This is a genomic window from Echinicola sediminis, assembly GCF_054777495.1.
The window spans coordinates 1-23776 of sequence record NZ_BAAHAP010000049.1 but is presented as its reverse complement, the minus strand read 5'-3'; the positions used below and the strand labels follow the sequence as shown (position 1 = coordinate 23776).

Sequence of the window (23776 nt, the reverse complement as noted above, 5' to 3'; positions counted from 1 at the left end):
AAAAGCTTAGGCTTTAAAGAAAAGTTTAAACGCACGATAAGGGGATTTCGTTTAGAAAATAAGCCACTACACCCAATTTCTTACAAAATCCCGTATAATCTTATAAACCATTACTCACTAAAATTCTCAAGCCATGATAACAAAACTTCAAAAATTCGGATTCACTGTCATGCTATTGGTCCTGCCCATTCTTATGGCTCAGGCACAGGAGGCGCACCATTGGACAATGGACAGAGCACACACCTCTGTTAATTTTGGCGTCAACCATTTCTTCAATGAGGTCAAAGGAAAATTCCATGATTATGAAGGCTCCTTTAAATTCGATCCCAAAAATCCAGAAGCCGGAGAATTTTCATTCACCATCGATGTAGCCAGCATCGATACGGACAATGAAAAACGCGACCGGCATTTGCGCTCTGAAGACTTCTTCAACGTGGAAGAATATCCTGAAATCAAGTTTGTTTCCACCAAAGTAAAACAAAAATCCAAAAAAGAATATGTGGCACATGGCAAATTAACCATTAAAAACACCACGAAAGATGTTGTCATTCCCTTTCAGGTAACCGGAGAAATGGAGCATCCAATGATGGAGGATACGATCATTCTAGGGATCAGAATAGACACCTCTTTGGACCGAACAGAATACGGCGTGGGTGTTGGGGATTGGGCCGCTACACTGGTCGTAGGCGATGAAGTACGCATAAACATCCCCATGGAACTTAACCGAAAAATGAATTAAACCAGCACTCTACTAACTTTAGTGGTTCGGTGGAAATCGCCGAACCACTGTTTTTTATATACCATGCCTTCTCACAATCTAACATGGTTTACAAGGAAGGATTAAACAATATTTGATAGTCTTTTATGCTTATCCGCGAAGACACCAGTAGCTCTAAATTAGCAAACCATCTCTCACAACTTGTCCGCCGAGGCGGAGAATGCACAGAAGCCCACAGAAAAGATTTTTAATTCCATGTAATCCTGTCTGACGCCAGGTAGATCTGTGGAATCCGCGAGAAATAAATTTAATGGTGCAATTTAGGATAATCGTATTTCAAAAACTGCTTTTACCTGCCACTTCATAAAGTTTTCCAAAATTCCCGGTAGCTATCCGGTAAAACTTATGTGCATAGGGCTTAGCCCCAAAACTCTCTTTCCACTCCATCAAGCCCTTGTTGATACAAGTACCCTCCTTTTCATTGACAATCCCAAAATTCAAATATGCTTTGTGCGCAAATTCTTCCATCACCAGTTTCTTCACCAAAACGTCCAAAGCACCTACTTCCCTCCCCTTAGTGGTGGAAGCGATGTACTGGGTATGTGCCACCTTTTCTGTTTCAAAAACTGTAATTCCGGCAACCAACTGATCTTGGTAAAAAGCCTCATATTGATGAATTGCTCCGGGGTTATTTTTATGAAGAAAAGCTATTTCTTCCTTATCGTGAACCGGAGAGACACCATGGCGATCCATCAAATTTGGACAAAGCACTTCCTTCCAAAATGGCTCATAATCATCAGTTTTCTTTACGACAACCCCATTCTGCTCCCCTTTCTTAATCCCTCTGATTCTTCTTTTGGACAGTACTGAACCATCGAAAGGCATGGTTAAAGCGTAGGTCAAATCCGTCCGAAATACCACCGCTCCCAAAACAAACATTATATACTCAAAAACCTCCTGTCCGGGCAATCCATAGATGGAAGGAGCCAATTTTAAAAAAAGGGTGTTAAGGTTTCTTTTATTGTAAAATTCCAAAAATTCAGCAGTAAGGCACATGACCGCAGAAGTAGACAGTGACCTATCCACTAAGATTCCACCATAGGTAAGTCCCTGGTGAGAGTGTACCTGATTTTTGGCAAGATTTGCTGGCAATACTGCCACCAACTTATTATTTAGATAGGCCATCAAGGAGCAATCTTCAAACCTGTCCTGATGATAATCCATAAAATCTCTAGAATGCAGAAAAGTACTGTTGGAGGCATTTTGAATCAATGCTTCCCACTCCTTTTTACGTGTCTGCTGATAGGGTACAATGTTAATCATTCAAATAATAACCTGCTATTTGAAAAGTTCTGCCCAAGCAAGTTAAATCCAATTACCTCAGAGACCTAATCCAAGTGATATTTTTGACAACTTCTTAAAACTGAAAATAAATAAATTCCTGTTCGTCAGTAGCCAACAAAAAGATGATGATGATTAAACTATAATAAAACCCATACCTTAAGACAGCGGGCCTGAAGAGCCCCATTCGCTGAATTGCAAAATCACTTTCTCTTCCCCTCCATTCCACCAATACAAAGAACCCTATCAATGCCAACAACAAATAGGTGCGTTTGTCCAAATTAGGTATGGAAAAGAGGTCTGGAGAAAATATGCCCATGAGATAGGCCCAAGCACTCTGCATATCCGGGGAACGGAAAAACACCCATGTCAAAGTCATTAAAGCAAAAGTAAACAGTACCTGCCCCAGTTCTTTTAAACTGGGCCAATTCCTCCCCTTGGCGACTATCTCCAAATTATCCCTGTTGGTGTTTCTCAGGAGCAAGGGAAGAAAATAAAGTGCATTTAAGCCTCCCCAGAAAAGAAAGGTCCAATTGGCTCCATGCCATAGCCCAGAAACAAGAAATATGATAAAAACATTACCCATGTTTCTGCCAGGACCTTTTTTACTTCCTCCCAAAGGGATATAGACATAATCCCTGAACCAGGTGGATAGGGAGATATGCCAGCGCCTCCAGAATTCCGCTACATCCCGTGAAAAATAGGGATAGGCAAAATTTCGCATCAAATCAAAACCGAAAAGTTTCGCCGTTCCTATAGCAATGTCAGAATACCCGGAAAAATCCCCGTAAATCTGAAAACTGAAAAAGATGGCGCCCAAGATTAAACTGCTGCCACTTTGGTCGGCAGGATTGGAAAACACCTGGTCGACAAACATTGCACAGTTATCCGCAATCACCATTTTTTTGAACAAACCCCAAAGGATCTGCCGCATCCCCTCCATGCCTTCGCTATAAGTAAACGCCCTTTTCTTATAAAACTGCGGCAAAAGCTGGGTCGCCCTTTCAATGGGGCCTGCTACTAACTGAGGGAAAAAGCTTACATAAGCAAAAAATGCAATAATATCCTTAGCAGGCTTTAGTTTCTCTTTGTACACGTCAATGGTATAACTCATGGTCTGAAACGTGTAAAAACTAATACCCACGGGTAATATCAGGCTCAGTGAATAAGGATTGGCCTGAAATCCTATGGCATTCATCATTTCAATGGTTGAGCCAATAAAGAAATTGAAGTATTTAAAAAAACCTAAAAGGCCTAAATTTACCGCTAGGCTTAGGCCTAAATAAAACTGTTTTTTCCTTTTAGATTGCTCAGCTTTTCCGATTTGTAGCCCACAAAAAAAATCGACAAAGGAACTTATGGCTATCAAGCCTAGAAAACGCCAATCCCACCAACCATAAAACACATAGCTCGCCAACAGCAAAAAAGCATTTTGGGCCTTCAAATACTTTTGAAACACAAACCAATAGACCAGAAAGACCAGTGGCAAGAAAATCAAAAATTCAAATGAATTAAACAGCATAAAATTTCATTAAAGGTTAGGTGATTCAATCCAATTCTATTCAATTATCTTATTCCATCAACTGTTAACTTACTTAACAGGCACCATTGGCTATTAGCACAACAAGTAATAAATATAACTAAAAAAACATAAAATACAATCACAAAAGTGTATTTCAACACAAAAAACTATATTGATTTAATTGGTCAAAAATTCCATAAAAACAATAAAGGCCTCCTTTATCCAAAGAAGACCTTTACCAAAATGACTATTAACTATAAATTATTTGATGCTCCTGATATAAATATTCTTCCATCTTACACTCATTGCTTCAGGATTATTGCCCACACCGTGCACCTGTAAACCAATAAATCCTTCGCTGTTATCCTCATACCTTTTTGGATCGTGATCGAGATCTGCCACCAAATTGCCGTTGATCCAGGTTTTAATGTTTCTGCCCTGGGCCAAAACCCTGTAATGATTCCATTCATCGTTCTTAAAATAACTGTGGGAATTCACGTCGGGATCTTTGGAATTGGGTTCTGTAGATTGCCATCCACCGGCTGCTTCCCCATAAATAAAGCCCGCTTGCCCCGGACTTTCTTCTATTTCCACTTGGGGGCCATAGACCCTGCCGCCATACTCATTCCCCTTCAGTTTTGCCCGGATCTGCACCCCTGAATTGAAGGACTGATCGTATTTCACGTCAAAAGTCAGTTCAAAATCAGCATAGGACTTATCCGAGCACAGAAATGTGTTGGGACTTTTCGGAACGGTTGTGCCCACAATATTGCCCTTTTCAACCTTGTAGGTGGCAAAACCACTCTTTTTACTCCATCCATCCAGGCTCTTTCCATCAAAAAGCATTTCCCATCCATCTGCCTTTTGCTTTTGACTGAGATGGTTGTCCTTTTGGTAATTTATTGAAACAAACGATTGGGCCAGGCCCATCACTAAAATTGTCAGTACAATGACACCTATTTTTTTCATGGTTATTATGGTTTGATAAATTTTTATTGGATGAATTTGCCTAAAAAAAACGACCGAAGAAATAATCTATCCACAAAACGTACATTTTAAAGGAAAAAAGGCTCATTTCTTTTCCCAATCGCAAAAGGTAGTTTTTCTGTGAGGAGGATCAGCCTTTATGCAAGTACATTTCGCCTCAACTGAATCTTCTCGGATCCACAAGGGATCATACCGATCGTTCAGGTGTTCAAAATCGTTCAAATGGTGTTCACTTCCCTGCACGTTAAAAGCAGAAATAGCTCAATTGAACCCCAACGGGCACTTGGCATATTTTTGGAAAAGTGATCAGAATATTAAATTTCCTTAGTTAAACTGCCATAAACATGCGCATTATATGAACCTATTTATTAGCCTGATTCTTTGGGCCATTCTTCTTGTACTCTGCTGGCCATTGGCCCTGCTCTTTCTCCTGTTATACCCCATCCTATGGCTCTTGATATTGCCTTTTAAGATTTTAGGCTTTGCAGTGGACATAAGCCTGTCCTTTATCGGGAATTTGCTGATGCTCCCTTTTACCCTAATGAAGAAGTAACCCGATAAAACCGCCCCATCAAAGACATCCGTATAGGCAGCAGGCAGGAACAGAAGCTTGCCTTTCCAGCTGTTCCATGGTTGCCGGCATAAATACAGGCACGGACTTAAAATTAGAAAAGGCCTGAATCCATCAGGCCTTTTCTAATCATCCTATTTTCACAGCTTACACCTTGTAATATTCTTCCCAGCCTTTTCTTGGGGCTTCCCCCACCAACAGCTCATTGGCCAGTTTGTTATTGGTGATTTGCTTTTTCTTACGGTCAAATTTCAACTTGGTATTCATCCTTTGCGCCAATGTCCCCAAGGTGAACACCTGGCTTAGCGGCCCCGCCACAGAGAAAGGCGACCTTGTTTCCTCTTCCCCTTTACAGGCAAGCAGGAAGTTGGCAAAATGGTTGGAAGGACTTTCCGGTACTTCGGGAAGCTTGTTTTCCATTTCTTTGGCCTTTTCTTCTGGAATAATGGACAGGGTACTTCCGTGGGATCCTCCTTTGAAAGTTAAGTCTTTGCCGTAGATAATCTTTCCGGGGTTCAATTTCGAAGGCTGTATTTTTCCATTGCTGGCAGCCGGTATATTGGCGTCCAGTTCAGAAGCACCATAACCTGCAGGTACCTCAGGGACATTGTCCAATCCATCGTACCAGGTCACTGTCAGCTTGGGCATTTTTCCACGCTTAGGGAATTTAAAAGCCAAGGTGGAAGCCTGGGGATAAAACAGCGGATTATGTCCTTCTATCTTCACAGGATCCACTTCATAAGGCAACCCTAAGTCCAGGAATTGATGGAAAGTATCCATAATATGGGCTCCCCAGTCTCCAAGTGCTCCCATTCCGAAATCGTACCAGCACCTCCATTGGCCATTGATAAAGTCCTTATTATAATCATGGTATTGGGCTGTAGTCAGCCATTTGTCCCAATCCAACGTACTGGGCACCTGTTCTGCCGCTGGGAAGCTGCTCATGGAAGTATCCCAACCATGCCACCTTCTTCTCCCGTTCATATGGCAGGTAATATTCTTCACGTCTTTAATGATTCCCGCTTCTACCCAAGACTTGAACTGAAAGTAATTGGCATCGGAATGGCCCTGGTTCCCCATTTGTGTAACCACTTTGTACTTTTCCTCAGCCTTCATCAAAAGCTCTATTTCATTAAAAGTCCTGGCCAAAGGTTTTTCTACATAAACGCCCTTGCCTGCTGCCATGGCATGCATAGTAATGGGAAAATGCGAAAAATCCGGTGTACCCACCGTCACTGCATCAAATTCCCCACTGATTTTATCAAACATCTCCCTGAAATCCTGAAACTGCTTGGCCTTTGGAAATTTCTTTATACTTCCTGCAGTATGCGGCGCCCCCATGTCCACATCACACAGCGCCACTATATTGGCCAGACCAGTAGCCGCTATGGAATCGATCACCTGTCCTCCTCTGTTGCCTATACCGATACATGCCAGGTTTACCCTATCACTAGGTACTACTGAGCCCTTTCTAATCAGTTCACCCGCTTTGTTTCTGATTTCAGGCTTGGCAAAAAGCACATGACTGGGAACGATACTTACTGCCCCGAAGGCAAGCGCCCCTTTTTTTAAAAAATCCCTACGATGGTTTTGGTTGATTTCTGATTTATTGTTTTTGTTTTTCATTTGTATTTATTAAATAAAATTACCTTTTCGGTTTGCATCCCAAGATTTTGACCTTGCCGTTTAGTCCGGCAGGTTATAAAACTAAAAAAATCTGCTGATGAAAATCCCCCGTTCATATAATAATCAAGGCCATTCAGCCTAAAAATCTGCCGAATCTTTACATAAACAGCACATCCCTGATTTTCTCCTCCTTATGAAACACAGATTTGGCAAAGGGACAAAGCGGAATCACCTTGACATTATTATTCCTGACAAAATCCACCAAGTTCATTAGGATCAGTTTCCCGATCCCCATGCCTTTGAAATCCGGATTGACCTCCGTATGATCAATGATCATCTTGCCTTCTCCCGCCAAAGAATAGGTCATTCTTCCCGCTTCCTCCTCATCCTCCATTGCAACAAAAAACCCCTTACTACCTTCTTCAATATTTTTGACTATCATCCTGTTTGAATAAAGTGAAACATAAAAAGTAGAATTCTGTCGTCTAGAGAATTCTAACGGCTGTAAAAATTAGCAATAAAAAAGGAGGCTTACACCTCCTTTTCAAAATTTTCATCAAATAATAATATGATCCCCGTTTATTTGGTGGCCTTCAGCTTGCTGGCGGCAGCTTCATCCACCAACCACAACATTTCTCCCTCATTAGGCTGGATCAGTTGGGAAGGGTATTGACTTGGATTACGATCACCTTCCAACACCTCATAAAGTGCCTGGGATTTATTCTCTCCAAAAACGAAGAACACAATCTTCTTCGCCTTATTGATTAAGGGAGCCGTCAAGGTAATGCGGTAAATATCCTTGGATTCCAAGAAATAGCCCTCGACCCATTTTTCCTGTTCTTCCAACACTTTGGTTCCTGGAAAAAGAGAGGCACAGTGCCCATCATCCCCCATTCCCAATAGGATCAGGTCAAACTCTCCTGAATCGCCCAGCTCCTTTTCCAGATATTGTGAATATTCTGCCGCTCTCGCTTCAGGGGTAATCCCTGCTGCCCACATGGGGTAAATGTTCTCCTTGGGAACAGGCACATGGTTTAGCAGGGTAGCATAAGCCATTCCTGCATTGCTCTGCTCATCCTCCAAAGGCACCCATCTTTCATCACCCCAAAAAACAAATACCTTATCCCAGTCTACCTGGCTTTTATAGGATGGTTCAGCAAGTAATTTGTAAAGCTTTACAGGAGAACTTCCCCCGGTAAGTGCCACGTTGAATTTTCCTTTTTCTGCAATGGCCGCTTTGGCTGACGCCACAAAGAGGTTAGCGGCAACTTTGCCCAATTCAGCTGGATCTTTTTGAATATTGATCATAATTATCTCAGTCTTTTTGAAGATTCAAGGCCCAGACATGGCCGTCTTTTGCAATTAATGCTTCTGCATTTTCTGGTCCCCATGCACCTGCGGCATAGTTGGGAAAGTCGAGAGAGGGCCTGTTTTCCCATACATCCAAAATGGAGTCGATTACATCCCAAGCTTCTTCCACCTGATCAGAACGCATGAAAAGCGTAGGATCTCCTCTCATGGCATCCAGCAACAAGGTTTCGTAAGCCTCTGGTGTCTGGGTACTGCAGGCATCATAATCATAAATCATGTCTGCTTGGTTAAGGTTCATCTCCAGACCATGACGCTTTACGGTAAACCTCAACCGAATATCCATCTGTGGCTGAAGGTTGATGGTGAGGCGGTTTGGCATCACACTGTCTGCCTGTTCTTTGGCAAATGTACTGTGCGGAACAGGACGGAACTGAATCGTCACCGATGAGGTCTTCACAGGCATTCTTTTGCCCGTTCTCAGATAGAAAGGCACCCCTTGCCATCTCCAGTTGTCCAGATAAAATTTAATGGCGGCATAGGTCTCCGTCCCGGAATTTTTCTCCACACCGTTTTCTTCCCTATATCCTGGTACTTTTTTTCCTTCTACCCAGCCTGGGCCGTACTGGCCTCTCACTGCATATTTATGGACATCCTCCGACTTGATTCTCCTGACTGCCCGTAGGACATCTGCCTTCCGGTTACGGATTTCCTCCGCTTCGAAAGAAACAGGAGCTTCCATGGCCACCATGCATAAGATCTGCAACAAGTGGTTCTGGATCATGTCCCTCAACGCACCCGAACTTTCATAATATCCCCCACGGTCTTCTACGCCAACTTGTTCGGCCACAGTGATCTGCACATAGTCGATGTAATTCCGGTTCCATAAGGGTTCAAACAAGGCATTCGCAAAACGGAAGGCCAATATATTCTGCACGGTCTCCTTTCCCAGGTAATGGTCAATGCGGTAGATCTGCTCCTCCTTAAATGTTCTTCGGAGCATATCGTTCAGCTCTATGGCTGTCTCCTTATTGGTTCCAAAAGGCTTTTCGATGATGATTCTATCCAAATCATCCTGGCTCGCCAATCCGGACTCTTTCAGATTGAGCGTCACGGTTTCGATAAACCGGGGAGCCACGGAAAGATAGAATAATCTATTCGCTCTCACCCCCCACTCTTCATCGATTTTATCCATCTTTTCTGCCAATTCACTGTAAGATTTGGCATCATTGATATTGGACTGGAGATAATTGATGGATGGGCTGAACTCTTCCCACTTCTCTTTTTTGGGTTTGCCGCTCCTTGAAAAAGAGGCCAGCCCCTCACAAAGTCGCTGGCGATAGGCATCCGCGTCCAATTCGGTACGCCCCAAGCCCATAATAGCAAACTTATTCGGCATCCAACCATCCAAATACAGGTTATAAAAAGCCGGAACCAACTTACGCTTGGCCAAATCCCCGGTCCCCCCGAAAATCACGATGATGGTAGGCGCTGCCTTTTTGGTTGTTTTCATCTTTTCGTTTATTGTTTATAGGGTTTAAACGCTTGTCTTTAAAATCAACTCCACTGGGCGTGGAATACCCCTTCTTTGTCTATTCTTTCAAACTGATGGGCACCGAAGAAATCCCTTTGGGCCTGGATCACATTGGTGGGCAAGGTCTCACTTCGATAAGCATCAAAATAACCCAATGCGGCCATATAAGCAGGCAAAGGCACCCCCTTGTCCACTGCCAACTTGACGATGTCCCTGATATCCGCCTGTCTTCCCACCAGATCGTTACCGATATTTTCATCCAATAAAAGATTTGGCAGTGCTGGATTCCGCTTATAGGCCTGTCGGAAATCTTCTAAACATGCCGCTCTGATGATACATCCTCCCCTCCAGATCTTGGCCACCTCTTCCAAATTGAGACCATAATCATACTCCTTGGAAGCAATGGCTAATTGCGCCATGCCCTGTGCATAAGTAGTAATAATGGCAAAATACAGGGCATTCTTTATGCTGTCGGTGCTGGCTTTAGCATCCTTATGATCACCGTTCCATGTCAACACCTTGGAAGCCGTTACCCGCTCTTCTTTATATTTGGAAACATCACGCATCAGTACCGCTACATCGATGACCGGCACCGGCGCCTGCAGGTCCATCGCATTTTGGGAAGTCCATTTTCCGGTCCCCTTTGACCGTGCCTTGTCAGAAATCAGGGTCACCAGCCGCTTACCGGTTTCTTCATCTGTTTTCTTCAATAAGGTAGCCGTAATTTCAATCAAAAAGGATTGTAACTCTTCTTGGTTCCAAGCCTCAAAGGCTTCTTGTATTTCAACATCACTATAACCCATGCCCCGCTTCATCAGGTCATAAGTCTCTGCAATCAACTGCATGATGCCATACTCGATACCGTTATGCACCATTTTCACATAGTTCCCTGCTGATCCCTTGCCCAAATAAGTTACACAAGGTTCTCCCTCCACTTTCGCAGCTATCGCTTCAAACACAGGCCTCAATCGTTCATAAGCCAAAGCATCTCCTCCAGGCATCATGCTGGGGCCAAACCGGGCTCCCTTTTCACCTCCTGAAATCCCCATTCCGAAGAAGTGAATATGTTTTTCGGCCAGGGCCGTAAATCTTCTGTCGGTATCTGGGAAATAGGAATTTCCACCATCCACCACAATGTCCCCTTGCTCCAAAAAGGGCAATAAAGAGTTGATGGCCGCGTCCACTGGCTTTCCTGCAGGCACCAACAGCATGATTGCCTTGGGGCCCTTTAAAGAACCTGTAAAATCCTTCGCATTTGTAAAACCTTTAACACGTTTACCTTCACCTGCTTCACTTTCCAGGGAAGTTGCCTTTTCCTCATCCAGATCAAGGCCAGCTACTGCAAAACCATGATCTGCCATATTGAGCAGTAAATTCCTGCCCATAACACCGAGGCCCACGATACCAAAATCGTATTGTTCCATTTTATTATATTCTATTGTACTTTTTGTCTTTTATTACCTGGAGTTGATTACAGGAGAAAGTCTCTTTCCAGAGCTTCCACTTTTTCCAAGCGACGTTTAAAACGGTCTTTCTGGGCAAATTCAGCTAGTAAAAACACCTCTACCAATTCCTTGATCAAAGCCGGCCCTATCACTCTGCCTCCAAGACACATCAGGTTCATATCATCGTGTTCCACCCCTTGATGGGCTGAATATGGCTCTGTGATCAGGGCTGCCCGTACTCCTCGGATCTTATTGGCCGCAACTGAGACTCCTACACCGCTGCCGCAAATAGCAATTCCTTTTTGCACCTCCCCTTTTGAAAGGGCCATCGCCAAAGGCTTTACGATATCTGGATAGTCATCCTTGGCATCAAACTCATGAGCACCAAAATCAATGACATCATGGCCATTATTCTTCAAATACTGATAAATTTCCTGCTTCTGGTCAAAGCCCCCATGGTCTGCCGCTATTCCTATTTTCATGTTATTTTTTCCGTTTGAATGATGATCAAAACGTGTTTAATTGAGCTTAAAATTCCCAAAGTCCTAAGAAAGCCCAAAAATAGGCTTTTTTAATGTAATCTCTTCTTTTTTGCGCGCTCATTTCCCTGATTTACATGGTAAATTGAAAAGCACGATGCTCCTCAAACAGCAAAGAGCTTTGGCAAAACTAAAAAAATACTGAAAGATCCCCTGAATAAAGTGCTGGGCTTTTAGACATCAAAAACTACTATTCCCTCTAGATGTGCAGGCGCTTCTTCATATACCTCCACTTTTACCTTGCGGTCAATTTTCTCTTCCGCTTTGTGAATCAAAAAATCCAAATATTCTTTATTGATATCCTTTCCTACCAGTACCATTTCGATCACACCCGAGTCAATCCCTTTTGCGTAGTCTCCCAGGACAATGGCCTTTTGTACGTTTCCCAGTTTTTTGATGACGACTTCCACCAACCGATCTAAGCCCAGGTATTTGGCTACCAGACTTTTCATTTCTGTGAACAAGGGGTGTTTTTTATTGGCCGTATAAGATTTGGTGTTTCCTTCTTGCTTGGAAACCAGGATTCCCGCTTCAGAAAGCCGGTTCAGCTCCACCCTTACGGAATTGGTCGATTCATTAAATTCTTCCGCCAGACCACGTAAATAACCCTTATTGGCTTCATGGGTAAAAAATTTCACCAATAACTTCACCCTGGTTTTGGAGGTAATCAGTATGTCCAGCATCGAATTTTAAGGTAATAAGACATGATCGAGTAAAAAACTTACTCGTGAGTAACAAATTTACTCGTTATATTTTAAAAAGCAATTTTGACTGGAGAAATGGGATAAACGCTAAAACGATAGGCAATCATTCTATGTCTGCTAGAATTTGATTTGCCCTGTAATGGTAAAAATTGGACGGCGCATGACTGAATACGCCGTCCAGGTAGCGTTACTTTTCCAAAACGATACTGCTATAAGCAGGAAGTACTACTTTACTGTCTTCTATTGCTGCCCCTTTCAGGACATATAAAGCTTGGTTAAACCCTTCTGGCAAATCTATTTTCAGCTCCTTTGCCCCAATATTGTGCATCATGAACAATTCCTGCTCGCCTGTGCTTCTACCATAGGCCATTAAGGTTTTTGGGTATTTGCCTTTGGGAAGCTCTAGGCTGCCTCTGGCCAATGCAGGATTGGAATTCCTCAGTTTTATCACCTCCTTATAGTGGTTAAAATAACTTTCGGGATCGCCCTTTTGCAAAGCAAGCGGGGTAACGGTATTGTCCGTGGAAAACTGGGGATCTATCCATGAGGCCCTGCCGGAGTCTTTAAGAAATTCATCCCATAAAAACGGCTCCCGGATATTCGGGTCAGGTTTTTGCCCCAGCATACCGATTTCTTCCCCATAATACAGATAAGGAGCTCCCGGCATGGTCATCAAAATGGCGATGGCCTGCTTTTGCTTCTCCTTGCTTTTTCCCAGCTCATTCAGCAACCTTGGCTGATCATGGTTAGAAGAAATGGTTGCATCGATAAAATCTTCGGTGATTCCCTGATAAAAATCCAATACCTCCTGTTGTTTTTTCACCAGCATCATACCATCCTGCTTCTTATAACTTTCCAGAAGAGTATAATGAAAGTCAAAGTTGAACAGGGCGGGCAGTCCGGTAAGATAAGGAGCCACCACTTCTTTCATGTCGTACACTTCTCCCACCAAATAGACATCGGGATTGACTTTTTCCATCTCAGCCCTGAACTCATTCCAAAACTCATGGTTGTCATTTGCCCGCTCGTCAGGATAAATGTGCTTGGCCGCATCCAACCTCAAACCATCAACCCCGACTTCCTCAAGCCAAAACCTGCCGATTTCATATATCTCTTCCCTGACTTTGGGGTTATCAAAATTCAGGTCGGGCATATCTCCCGTAAAAAAGCCATAATAATAATCTTTGCCCTCTCCTGGATTATGCCATTGACGGATATTATCACTGTCCAGAGTCACTTCCTTTTTGTCCAGATAATCCTGGATGGTATCGGCCTGAGCCCATACATAATAATCCCTGTAGGGATTGTCTCTGCCTTTTCTGCTCTCCACAAACCAGGGATGCTCATCGCTGGTATGGTTGATGATCATGTCAATGACCACCTTGATATCACGCTTATGCGCTTCTTCAATAAGTTTTTTGAAATCATCCATCGTACCATAATCGGGATGAATGGCCTTATAATCTGTCACATCGTACTTATGATAAGAGGGTGATGGCATGATGGGCATAAACCAAATGGCATTTGCCCCAAGTTCCTCTACGTGATCAAGTTGCTGGATCACCCCTTGGATGTCACCTATCCCGTCCCCGTTAGTATCATAAAAGGACTGGATAAAAATCTCGTAGGTTATTCCTGCTTTGGGCCAATAGTTTTCCACTTGCCTTTCTTCCTTGGTGGCTTTAGTACAACCAACGGTCATAACAGCCAACAGACAATAGATGAATGATTTCAATAATTTACGCATTTTTTAATTAGGGTTTAGGCACAAAAAAGCCGCCTCAGAAGTTATTTAACTACTCAGATCACAACGCCCCCAAAAACTTGGGTCCATTTATGAAATGTGGTTAAGTAAACTCCCGAGACGGCCTTAAGTACCGATTAGTAAATAATCTTAGTTTCTATTCACCGCATTGAGCATGTCAAAGGCTACTTCAAGACGCTTCACGAAGTTCTCTTCACCTTTTCTCAACCACACTCTCGGGTCATATTTTTTCTTGTTTGGTACATCAGGACCCTCAGGGTTACCCAATTGAGTCTGAAGGTATCCTTCATTCTCTTTGTAATAGTTGAGAACACCTTCCCAGAATGCCCACTGCATATCGGTATCGATGTTCATCTTGATAGAACCATAGCTGTTAGCTTCTCTGATTTCCTCTACAGAAGAACCGGATCCACCATGGAATACAAAGCTCACGGGCTTACCGGAAACTCCGAATTTCTCACAGATAAAGTCCTGGGAATTTTTCAAAATCTTAGGCTGCAAGCTCACGTTTCCTGGCTTGTAAACCCCGTGTACGTTACCGAAGGCGGCAGCAACAGTGAACAGGTCACTCACATCTTTCAGCTTTTCGTAAGCATAAGCTACTTCTTCAGGCTGGGTATAAAGTTTTGAGCTGTCAATGTCCGTATTGTCCACGCCATCTTCTTCACCTCCTGTTACCCCTAATTCGATTTCAAGGGCCATATCAAGCTTCTTGAATTCAGCAAGGTATTTTACAGAAGTTTCAATGTTCTCCTCAATGCTTTCCTCTGAAAGATCAAGCATATGGGAGCTGAACAAAGGCTTTTTATAGGCAGCGAAGAACTCCTTACCGGCAGCCAACATTCCGTCTACCCAAGGAATCAACTTCTTGGCAGCATGGTCAGTATGAAGGATCACTGGCACACCGTAAGCTTCCGCCATTTTGTGCACGTGCATGGCACCGGAAACAGCACCGGCAATAGAAGCCTGTTGTTTATCGTTAGCCAGTCCTTTTCCGGCAAAGAATTGCGCACCTCCATTGGAGAACTGCACAATCACAGGAGAATTCACTTTCTTAGCGGTCTCCAACACTGCATTGGCAGTACTGGTGTTGATTACGTTGACAGCCGGCAAAGCAAATTCGCTCTCCTTGGCATATTCCAACAAATCTTTCAATTCCTCACCGTACTTTATCCCTGGTTTGAATTTCATAATCGAATGGTTTAATGGTTTGATTATTTAATGATAAATTGCTTTCTCAGCACCTGACGATTGTCAGAGAGCTCAAAGATATAAAGACCTGCTCTAATATCCTTTAATTGAAAGGCTAAAATGTTACCATTTCCATAATTTACCCCCTCTAACCATACTTTTCCCGACATATCCAATATTCTGTACTGAAAATCCCCCGTATTTTCTGGGAGCCTCACGTTCAGCTCATGACTAGCCGGCACGGGATAAAGGCGTATGTCCGAAATCCCCCCAATTTCTTTTGGGAAAGCTGTGATCAAATCCACTTCATAAATGTCACCAGTCGGCCTCTCCAGCTTTTCACTGGTGAATATCCTAAATCCGTTCACCTCAAAATCCATGGGCACAGAGCTCCCTGTGATTTCCAAATCTTCCCCAGTAATATAATCAAACCACCTTCCCTCCCTTGGAAAATCAACTAAAGCTTGTTTTGCCTGGGTAAGCCCAAAATTACCCGCAATTACCAGATCCAAGTCCTCACCTTCCAAAACCATGCTTTTCACCTTGTCTTGGAGTTTTAGAGTAACACTTTGCGGGCTATTCAGCACTTGATTACCTGTTTTAAGCCTGATCATGGCCTTGTACAGCGACAAGAGTCGCAGCCTCTCCTCATCTTCCAGGTATTCCCAATGGGTGGGTTTAATTCCCAATCGGTCATCGTTCAGTTCCTCATCGTACCCGAACTCTCCAAACTGCCAGATCATCTTTGGGCCGGGAATCCCAAAATAAAAGGCCGCCAATAGCTGGTTTCTGTTTACCGCGTTTTTCAGTACCCTAAGATCCACCATAGAGCGGTCACCAAAATTCAGGGTCTCCCACATGGTACGCTCCTCATCATGGCTTTCCATATAGCTGACCAAATGGTTTTCGGCCCAGCCCCTTTGGGAAGCGTAAGCGTAGGAAAAATCCTTGGACAATCCTTTGGCCATTTCCCTAAAGGTATGATTCATATTGCCCCAAAGCAGCATGCCATACTCGGATAGGATTTTTTCCTCACTATTATCGCCCAAGTGTTCCAAAATAACATAAGCTCCGGGATGACTACGCTGTATACCATCATAAATACGCTTCCAGATGGCTATCCTGGAATCATCTTTCTGTGACCATTTGCCCACATCTTCCCCGGAAAACTGCTGGGTAAATCCTTTGCTCAAATCAAAACGGTAACCGTCCACATGGTATTCAGCCATCCAATAATGGCACACTGAATCCACCAGTGACTTTGTATAGGTACTCTCATGATTAAAATCATAGCCTACATTATAAGGATGGGTAGCGGTAGGGTTCAGCCACGGGTTTTCTTCTGTCGGAGCACCATAATCCCCCTCATTGTACAGGCGCACAAAGGGGCTTTGTCCAAAAGCATGGTTCAGGACCATGTCCAAAATCACCACTATCCCCCTTTTATGGGCTTCATCTATCAGCCTTTTCAACTGATTTTTGGTACCATAATACTTATCTGGCGCAAAGAAAAAAGAAGGATTGTAACCCCAGGATAAGTTCCCTTCGAATTCTGTCACCGGCATCAGCTCCAGCGCATTCACTCCGAGGGACTGAAGGTAGTCCAAGCGCTCGGTCACCGCCTCATAAGTCCTTCTTTCATCAAAGTCCCTCACCAACAGCTCATAGATAACAAGTTCCTCAGCTGAGGGCTTTTCATAATCGGTATATTTCCAGTCATAAGGTGCTTGAGCCGTTTGAAGATAGGAAGCCTGAAATTGCTGCCCTTCTGGATAGGCCTTCAGCCCAGGATACCTTTGTTCTGCGATAATTTCCTGATCATGAAAGGGATCGGAAATCTTATCCGCATAAGGATCCGCGATACGTATTTCCCCATCCACCAAATACTGAAAGATATATTCCTTTTGGGCTTCCAAAGCTGATAGCTCCACCCAAAAAAGCGCACCATCCGGACTTTGATTCATCTGATACTCAGGCGAAACTTCCCAATCATTGAAATCCCCTATTACAAAAGCATTTCTTTTGCCTGGAGCCTCCAGTACCAAAACCACCTCTGATTCAGACATATAATTAATCCCCTTCCTGACACCCTCCGGCAACGGAAGTACAGGGCTCGCTCCTATCACGGTGATCTCAAAAGATGCCTTGGCGCTTTCCCCGTCTTGGCTTGCTTCAGCCAAAACCGAAACCTCTCCGGCCTCCTCCGCATGAAAGAGATAATGCAAACTTGAAGCCCCAGCTTCAAAAGCCACCACCTTTCCATTAATCGTAAGCTGTAAATTGGCAGGAGCTGTGGAAGCTACCTTGATTTCCAGCTCTTCCCCTATTTCTAAAAAGGTATGGGAAGCACTTGAATGCACAAAGGACACCTCGAAGCCTTGGGCAAGGTCCACGAAGAAATCCCCATTGCTCTCTGTTTTGCCCTCCTTGCTGCCGTCGGCGTTCCTGAAAACCATCCCAAGACGGTAAATGGTTTCATTATTTGGCCTGCTGAAAAAAGCATTTGGCGTCAGCTCATATTCCCAACTATCAGACTCCCCTTCCACCTTGCTCATTTGAGCCTGTTCATTGGCACTCCCCCATTCAAAAGGAACAATACCCCATTCGGTGGACCCTGGTCTATCCGTTACCGCACCGATATGAATATACACCTGATCCACGCCTTCCAATCCAGAACTCCCTTGGCTGACATCATAAATGATTTTCACCTTTTGATCCGCCCGTGGAAAAGCAGGTTCCGTCCGGACCTGGCCATAAGAAGTCACAACCAAAACCAGCAGCAGGAAAATAGTAAGGATGTTTTGTAGATAGTTCAGGTTCATCGAAAGAGTTTTAGACCTTCCAGGCTTTAAGCGCCTGGAAGGTCATACCAAAAAACATCAGGGGTTTATTTTTATTCGTATCAATTCTTCTCCAACGTGTACGAAACCTCTCCCGGTACTTTGAAATCCATGGTGATGGTATAGTTTCCGGCTTCGGCTACGGCGATATTTCCTCCACCGGCCTCCAGCACTCCATCATTATCATCATCGCCAAAGTTATTGTCCCAAGCATCATTGGCACGGAATTTCATTTCCCCAACTACCAGATCTGTCGTAATGGTCAGGATATTTTCATCCGCGTCAAACTCCATTGGGGTGGAAGCATCCCACCCTCCGGGAGTAGCATTTCCGATAATCCCCCAATACAGAGGGGCTCCCAGACTATAGGTCTTGTCATTGAGATCTACTGTGAGCTTAAAGGTCCCTATTCCTGTGGCTTTGATATCTGTACCGTTTTGTTCCAGTGTTCCATCAGCCCCATCATCTCCATAGTTGACATCCCAGTTTGGCCCTTCATTGACCTTAAATGCACCGGAGCCACCTAGGATATGGACAAACCCTTCGTACACATTGTCTGAGTTGACAGAAAAGATGACCGTATTTTCATTGGCTGGATTCCATCCCTGATAATCCCCAGGAATATATAATCTTGGAAATTCGATTGCCACCTCATACGGTGTCACCGTCATACTGATCAATTCAGAAAACTCATCAGTCACATTGGCATTGAGGGTAGATTTAATCCTCAATTCTACCTCTTTGGCTTCTCCAGGGGAAAGCCCTTTAGTCAGAAGTTTTTGGTTAAAATCGGCATAGCTGATGACCGCTTTGGCACTTCTGGAAGTAATGATGTCGACAGGCTCAGCAAAGGCATTACCGGACAAATCCAACTGAACAGTATAGGCCGCTGCCGCCGCAAAACCATAATCCGCTTTTTCAAAATCGAAGACCAGTTCTTCATCGGCCTCTTCTGCGGTAAGTACCAAAGTAGCTCCGGAAGCTGGATTCACCAAAACCGGTGCTGTGGGATCACTGCTGATGACAGGATCCAAGTCCTCGGTACATGCCCCAAAAAGACTAAGTACTAAGGTGAACAGAATGTAATGATATATTTTTTTCATCTTTATCGGCATTTTGGGTTAATATCCAGTGTTTTGCTTCAGGTTAGGATTGGCAGTCAGGTCCGCAGCTGGCAAGGGATAAATATTACGGTAAGCCTCTACCCCTCTGCCATCGAAAGTTCCTCCCTTCCACTGCCAGGTATAAGCATCGGTGGTAAACCTTCCAAACCTGATCAGGTCGGTTCTGCGATGAGCTTCCCACTTCAGTTCTCTTGCCCTTTCATCAAGGATAAAATCAAGGTTAAGCTCACCAGCGGAAATATTTCCGGAAGCGTCACCATAGGCCCTTTCCCTGAGTTCATTCACATAGGCCAACGCCTCTGCTGCACTGCCTCCACTGCCTCCGCGGAGGACTGCCTCAGCATACATCAAATAGACATCCCCCAACCTGAACATAGGAAAATCCGTATCTACCTGATCTGTTCCTGGACTGGATCCTCTTTCTCCGGTACGGGTGACGTTTTTAAACTTCTTCACCGCATAACCATCTTGGAAGATGGAAATATTTTCAATATCCACCTGCTGATCATCGGTATGAAACAATCCCCTGGCATCGGGAGTCCCGTCTGTACCGGGGTACAAAGCCACTATTTCCGGTCTGGTTCTGAGGCCTTGCCAGCCACCGGGAATCCCAAATTCAGCCCTGTCCATGGTTCCACCTACAGCTGCATTGACCAAAAAAGTGGTCCCGCCAAAAGAGGTGGTATTTACCCCGTCAAAGGCCACTGAGAAAATCAGCTCATTCGACAGGTGGTTATCGGCCAAAAACAAGTAATTATAGTTGGATTCCAGCGTATAGCCGCTGTTCAGAATTTCATTTAGGTAGGTCAATGCCTCTGTATACTTTTCCTCCCCGATATATACTTCCGCGTTAAGGTAAAGCTTGGCCAACAACATCCAGGCTGCTGCTTTATCTGCACGGGCATACTCATTGCTCCTGGCATCTTCCAAAGCAGGAATAATATCCAGCAATTCACTTTCCACATAGGCAAAAAGGGCTTCCCTATTCGTCTGCTCAGGGAAATAGGCCCCTACTCCATTTTCTTCGGTCACAAAGGGCACATTGCCATACATGTCCAAGGCATGATAGTAGCTTAAGGCCCTCAGAAACCTGGCTTCTGCCCGGAACACCCTGCCGATTTCCTGATTAGAAGCAGAAATGCCCCGACTCGCCATTTTCTCATCACTGGTTTCCCTGATATATTCGTTGGCTAAGGAAATCTGGTAAAATATCCTGTAATACATGGCCGCAATAAAACCATTGTCCGAAGTCCACTGCATGGTATTCAAGGTAGGCAAGCCCAGGTCATTCCAGGCGATGATCGCCTCATCGGTAGGCAGCTCCTGTAATTTCCAATAAGCCCTGATATAGGTGGAAGCTCCCTCATCCAAACCGCTGATATCCGGTTTACCGGAAGGTCCCTGCTGACCACTGACCGCTAAGCCTCCGTAGAGCTTGGCCAAGACAGCCTTATAGTTGTCAAAATCCTCATAAACCTGAATAGAAGTTACTTCATTATAAGGTTCCAGGTCCAGATCCGTACATGATACCGCACTGATCATTGCCAGCATCATGGTGATTTTATATATCCAATTAATTTTCATTGCTAATTAGGGTTTAAGGTTAAAATCCGAAATTGACACCAAAGGAGAATATGCGAGGTACCGGATAGAAGTTATTGTCTATTCCACCTCCTGTAGCATCGTCCACACCAGGAGCGATTTCCGGGCTCACCCCATCATACTCGGTAATGACAAATGCATTTTGAACGGTGGCATTGGCCCTCAAGGTGATATTGGAATCAAATAGGTTTCCGAAGTTATAGCCCAGTGATATGTTTTCCATTCGTACGAAAGAGGCATCCTGAACATAATAATCCGACCATAACTGATAGTTTTGGAAATTGGTACGCAACACATCTGCCGGCATATTGTTCAGGTAATCAGGGAACCTTAAGCCCTGGTAGGCAGCATTGGCAGAGGCCACGTTGTTATAGGCCTTGTTGCCCACGCTTCCCCTCAGCACAAAACCTAAATTCCAGTTTTTGTAATTCATCGAAGAGTTGAAACCAAAGTAGTTCCGAGCATCCGGAAAACCGTTTCTAACCCAGTCGTTCTCGTTGAGTATGCCATCTCCATTTTGATCTACATAAAGTCCTTCTATAGGAGCTCCGTTTTGATCGTACACCTGCTCGTACACATAAAAGGTGTTGGGCTGGTAGCCTACTGTCTGAACCTGAACGGTATTGCCTGTACCACCACTGACACTTCCCACCAAAATACCTACAGCATCTTCCTCCACATTGCTCAAACTGGTGATGGTGTTTTTGTTATAGGTATAATTGGCGCCAATATCCCAGTTGAATCCTGCGGTTTTGATGATATTATAGTTCAATCCCACTTCAACACCTTGGTTTTCTATGCTCCCCACATTGGTGAAGAGCCTATTGGTCAGGTTAGTACCTGCAGGCACTGGAATAACGGCCAGCAAATCTTCGGTTTTCTTGAAGTAATAATCCAAGGTACCGTACAACTTACCATCCAAAAACTCATAGTCAATACCTGCATTGTAGGTCGTCGTTTCTTCCCACTTGATATTTTCATCATAGCCTTCCGGACGCAAAGTGGTATAGTAGGTGTCCCCAAAACTGTATCGGGAAGCATCATCACTTTGCACATACCTTGGCAAATAAGGGAAATATGACCCTATATCCTGTTGTCCGGTCACCCCAAAGCCCAACCTTAACTTTAAGTCTGTTAGGGTTTCATTCGCTTTAAGGAAATCTTCTTCACTGATTCTCCAAGCTGCAGCCAAAGAAGGGAATACCCCCCATCTATTGTCCGGGCTAAACCTGGAAGAACCATCTGCTCTTACAGTAGCTGTAAAGAGATACTTGTCTTTTACGGTATAATTGGCCCTGGCAAAATAGGATATCAATCGGTATTGTGGCCTGGATTCCACCGCTGCAGCAGCAAGGGTGTCGCCTTCAAAATTCACTCGTGCAAAGGTGGGGTTCTTGATCAGGAAATCCTGGGCAGAATAGCCCACCAAAAGGTTCAGGCGGCTATTAGTGAATTCCTTGGCGTAATTGAGGTAAAAATCAGCCAACAAGTTTCTTTTGCTTTGCTCATAGGGCGCGATACTTCCTCCTTCGTTAAATCCGGATGCAGAAGCGGGATCAATGATGGTCCTTCCATCGCTGGAGCTGACATCGTATCCCAAATTCAAATTGGCGTTAAGTCCTTCTAAAAAAGGCAATTCATAATCCAATTGCAGGTTACCAATGCTTCTTTTAACCGTACCCCTGTCGTCCTTTTGCATGAGCAGCCCCATTGGGTTATTGGGTGCCAATGTCTGCGGAGTACCGTTATCATTCAGCCATTCCCAATAGCCTCCAAGTCCTTCTGGATCAAAGACCGGCTTGGTGGGATCATAAGCCGCTGCCGCACCAATTGCATCCCGGTTGGCAAACCTGCTTTTGGTGATCACCCCTTTGACATTAAAGTTCACATGAAGCTGGTCATCGAGGAAATTAGGGTTGAGACTGATACTTGCTGAGGTCCTTTTCAGGTTGTCCGTCTTCAGGATCCCGTCTTGATCGAGGAATCCGACTGACACCCTATAGGGCAATGACTTGTAAGCTCCTGAAAGGGACACGTTATTATCAAAACTCAAGGCATCTTTGTAGATCAAATCCTGCCAATCGGTGTCGGCCTCTCCTACCAAGGCCGCCTGGGATGGCGAAGCTTGTTCGGCTACCACCTCCCTAAACTGGTCAGCAGAAAGCATATCCACCGTTTTGGTTACCTGAGATACTGAGACCAGTGAACTGATATTCACCTTCATTGCCTGTCCTTCCTTACCTTTTCTGGTAGTGATAAGAACCACCCCGTTGGACGCTCTGGAACCATAAATTGCCGTAGCAGAAGCATCCTTGAGGATATCGAACGTTTCGATGTCATTAGGATTAAGAAAATTCAAAGGATTGGCCGTACCGGAGGTTTTGGAGTTGTCCAAGGGAACGCCATCAATTACAATCAATGGATCGTTTGAGGCATTGAGGGAGGCACCTCCCCGGATCCTTATCCTACCACCGGATCCGGGAGCACCACCACTTGGTGTGATCTGAACACCCGCTACCTTACCGGTAATGAGTTGTTCTGGGTTGGTTACCTGGCCGACGTTAAAGTCGTCCCTGACCACAGAGCCCACTGATCCCGTCAAATCAGCCTTTCTCTGTGTACCATACCCTACCACGACCACCTCGTCCAGCTGTTTGGTATTACCCTGCAACTGCACATCAATGGTAGATTGGTTACCTACCGTATATTCTTTTGCATCAAAACCTATAAAAGAAAACACCAGCACATCCTGGGAGGAATTTATATTAATGGTATAAAGTCCGTCGATGTCTGTAGTAGTCCCCCTCGTGGTTCCTTTGACCAATACATTGACAAAGGGAAGAGGCTCGCCGGAATCGGCATCCGTCACTTTTCCGCTCACGGTCTGAGCTTGCGCGTAACTGCTGGGCCCGCATATTAGGGTCAGGCACATTACCGCTACTGTTAAGACGGTATAAAT

17 protein-coding genes and 1 pseudogene are annotated in these 23776 nt (G+C 44.4%); 2 read left to right on the top strand and 16 right to left on the bottom strand.

What is annotated here, in order from left to right:
• Positions 1 to 133 precede the first annotated feature (133 nt).
• Positions 134 to 739, top strand: coding sequence for a YceI family protein (locus ACYVAA_RS13480; RefSeq protein ID WP_460542532.1), 606 nt, complete (start codon positions 134 to 136; stop codon positions 737 to 739).
• A 315-nt stretch (positions 740 to 1054) separates the two neighbouring features.
• Here the strand turns inward: ACYVAA_RS13480 and ACYVAA_RS13475 are convergent, their stop codons facing one another.
• From ACYVAA_RS13475 to ACYVAA_RS13465, 3 genes are all read right to left on the bottom strand, one after another.
• Entirely contained in the window at positions 1055 to 2041 is a 987-nt protein-coding gene (locus ACYVAA_RS13475) for a hypothetical protein (protein ID WP_460542530.1), read from the bottom strand.
• A 94-nt stretch (positions 2042 to 2135) separates the two neighbouring features.
• Positions 2136 to 3581 (bottom strand): MBOAT family O-acyltransferase, encoded by a 1446-nt coding sequence (locus tag ACYVAA_RS13470; protein WP_460542528.1) that lies wholly within the window; start codon positions 3579 to 3581, stop codon positions 2136 to 2138.
• 261 nt (positions 3582 to 3842) lie between these two features.
• On the bottom strand, positions 3843 to 4550 hold the full coding sequence (locus ACYVAA_RS13465) for a 3-keto-disaccharide hydrolase (RefSeq protein WP_460542526.1): 708 nt from the start codon (positions 4548 to 4550) through the stop codon (positions 3843 to 3845).
• A gap of 373 nt (positions 4551 to 4923) precedes the next feature.
• On the opposite strand from ACYVAA_RS13465, the gene ACYVAA_RS13460 reads away from it, so the two are divergent.
• On the top strand, positions 4924 to 5121 hold the full coding sequence (locus ACYVAA_RS13460; RefSeq protein WP_460542523.1) for a hypothetical protein: 198 nt from the start codon (positions 4924 to 4926) through the stop codon (positions 5119 to 5121).
• Positions 5122 to 5286: 165 nt separating this feature from the next.
• Here ACYVAA_RS13460 and ACYVAA_RS13455 read toward each other — a convergent pair whose 3' ends face one another.
• From ACYVAA_RS13455 to ACYVAA_RS13395, 13 genes and pseudogenes are all read right to left on the bottom strand, one after another.
• Positions 5287 to 6765, bottom strand: coding sequence for a Gfo/Idh/MocA family oxidoreductase (locus tag ACYVAA_RS13455; protein WP_460542521.1), 1479 nt, complete (start codon positions 6763 to 6765; stop codon positions 5287 to 5289).
• Positions 6766 to 6922: 157 nt separating this feature from the next.
• Positions 6923 to 7246: pseudogene (locus ACYVAA_RS13450) on the bottom strand (GNAT family N-acetyltransferase); the annotation flags it as partial.
• 98 nt (positions 7247 to 7344) lie between these two features.
• Entirely contained in the window at positions 7345 to 8073 is a 729-nt protein-coding gene (gene pgl / locus ACYVAA_RS13445) for a 6-phosphogluconolactonase (protein ID WP_460542519.1), read from the bottom strand.
• Positions 8074 to 8080: 7 nt separating this feature from the next.
• Positions 8081 to 9586, bottom strand: a complete 1506-nt coding sequence (gene zwf / locus ACYVAA_RS13440) for a glucose-6-phosphate dehydrogenase (RefSeq protein WP_460542517.1) — start codon at positions 9584 to 9586, stop codon at positions 8081 to 8083.
• A gap of 44 nt (positions 9587 to 9630) precedes the next feature.
• On the bottom strand, positions 9631 to 11031 hold the full coding sequence (gndA, locus tag ACYVAA_RS13435; RefSeq protein WP_460542515.1) for an NADP(+)-dependent, decarboxylating phosphogluconate dehydrogenase: 1401 nt from the start codon (positions 11029 to 11031) through the stop codon (positions 9631 to 9633).
• A gap of 47 nt (positions 11032 to 11078) precedes the next feature.
• Positions 11079 to 11534 (bottom strand): RpiB/LacA/LacB family sugar-phosphate isomerase, encoded by a 456-nt coding sequence (locus tag ACYVAA_RS13430; RefSeq protein WP_460542513.1) that lies wholly within the window; start codon positions 11532 to 11534, stop codon positions 11079 to 11081.
• A gap of 230 nt (positions 11535 to 11764) precedes the next feature.
• Positions 11765 to 12274 carry an ArsR family transcriptional regulator gene (locus ACYVAA_RS13425; protein ID WP_460542511.1) on the bottom strand — a complete coding sequence of 170 codons (510 nt, stop codon included), beginning with the start codon at positions 12272 to 12274 and terminating at the stop codon, positions 11765 to 11767.
• Between the two features lie 208 nt (positions 12275 to 12482).
• On the bottom strand, positions 12483 to 14042 hold the full coding sequence (locus ACYVAA_RS13420; protein ID WP_460542509.1) for an alpha-amylase family protein: 1560 nt from the start codon (positions 14040 to 14042) through the stop codon (positions 12483 to 12485).
• A gap of 147 nt (positions 14043 to 14189) precedes the next feature.
• Positions 14190 to 15251, bottom strand: a complete 1062-nt coding sequence (fbaA, locus tag ACYVAA_RS13415; RefSeq protein ID WP_460542507.1) for a class II fructose-bisphosphate aldolase — start codon at positions 15249 to 15251, stop codon at positions 14190 to 14192.
• 23 nt (positions 15252 to 15274) lie between these two features.
• Entirely contained in the window at positions 15275 to 18073 is a 2799-nt protein-coding gene (locus ACYVAA_RS13410; protein ID WP_460542505.1) for an alpha-amylase family glycosyl hydrolase, read from the bottom strand.
• A gap of 80 nt (positions 18074 to 18153) precedes the next feature.
• Positions 18154 to 19194, bottom strand: coding sequence for a SusE domain-containing protein (locus tag ACYVAA_RS13405; protein ID WP_460542503.1), 1041 nt, complete (start codon positions 19192 to 19194; stop codon positions 18154 to 18156).
• 18 nt (positions 19195 to 19212) lie between these two features.
• Positions 19213 to 20799: a RagB/SusD family nutrient uptake outer membrane protein gene (locus ACYVAA_RS13400; RefSeq protein ID WP_460542501.1), complete on the bottom strand. Its 1587-nt coding sequence runs from the start codon at positions 20797 to 20799 to the stop codon at positions 19213 to 19215.
• A 19-nt stretch (positions 20800 to 20818) separates the two neighbouring features.
• Positions 20819 to 23776: SusC/RagA family TonB-linked outer membrane protein (locus tag ACYVAA_RS13395; RefSeq protein WP_460542499.1), on the bottom strand; the 2958-nt coding region annotated here is incomplete at its 5' end.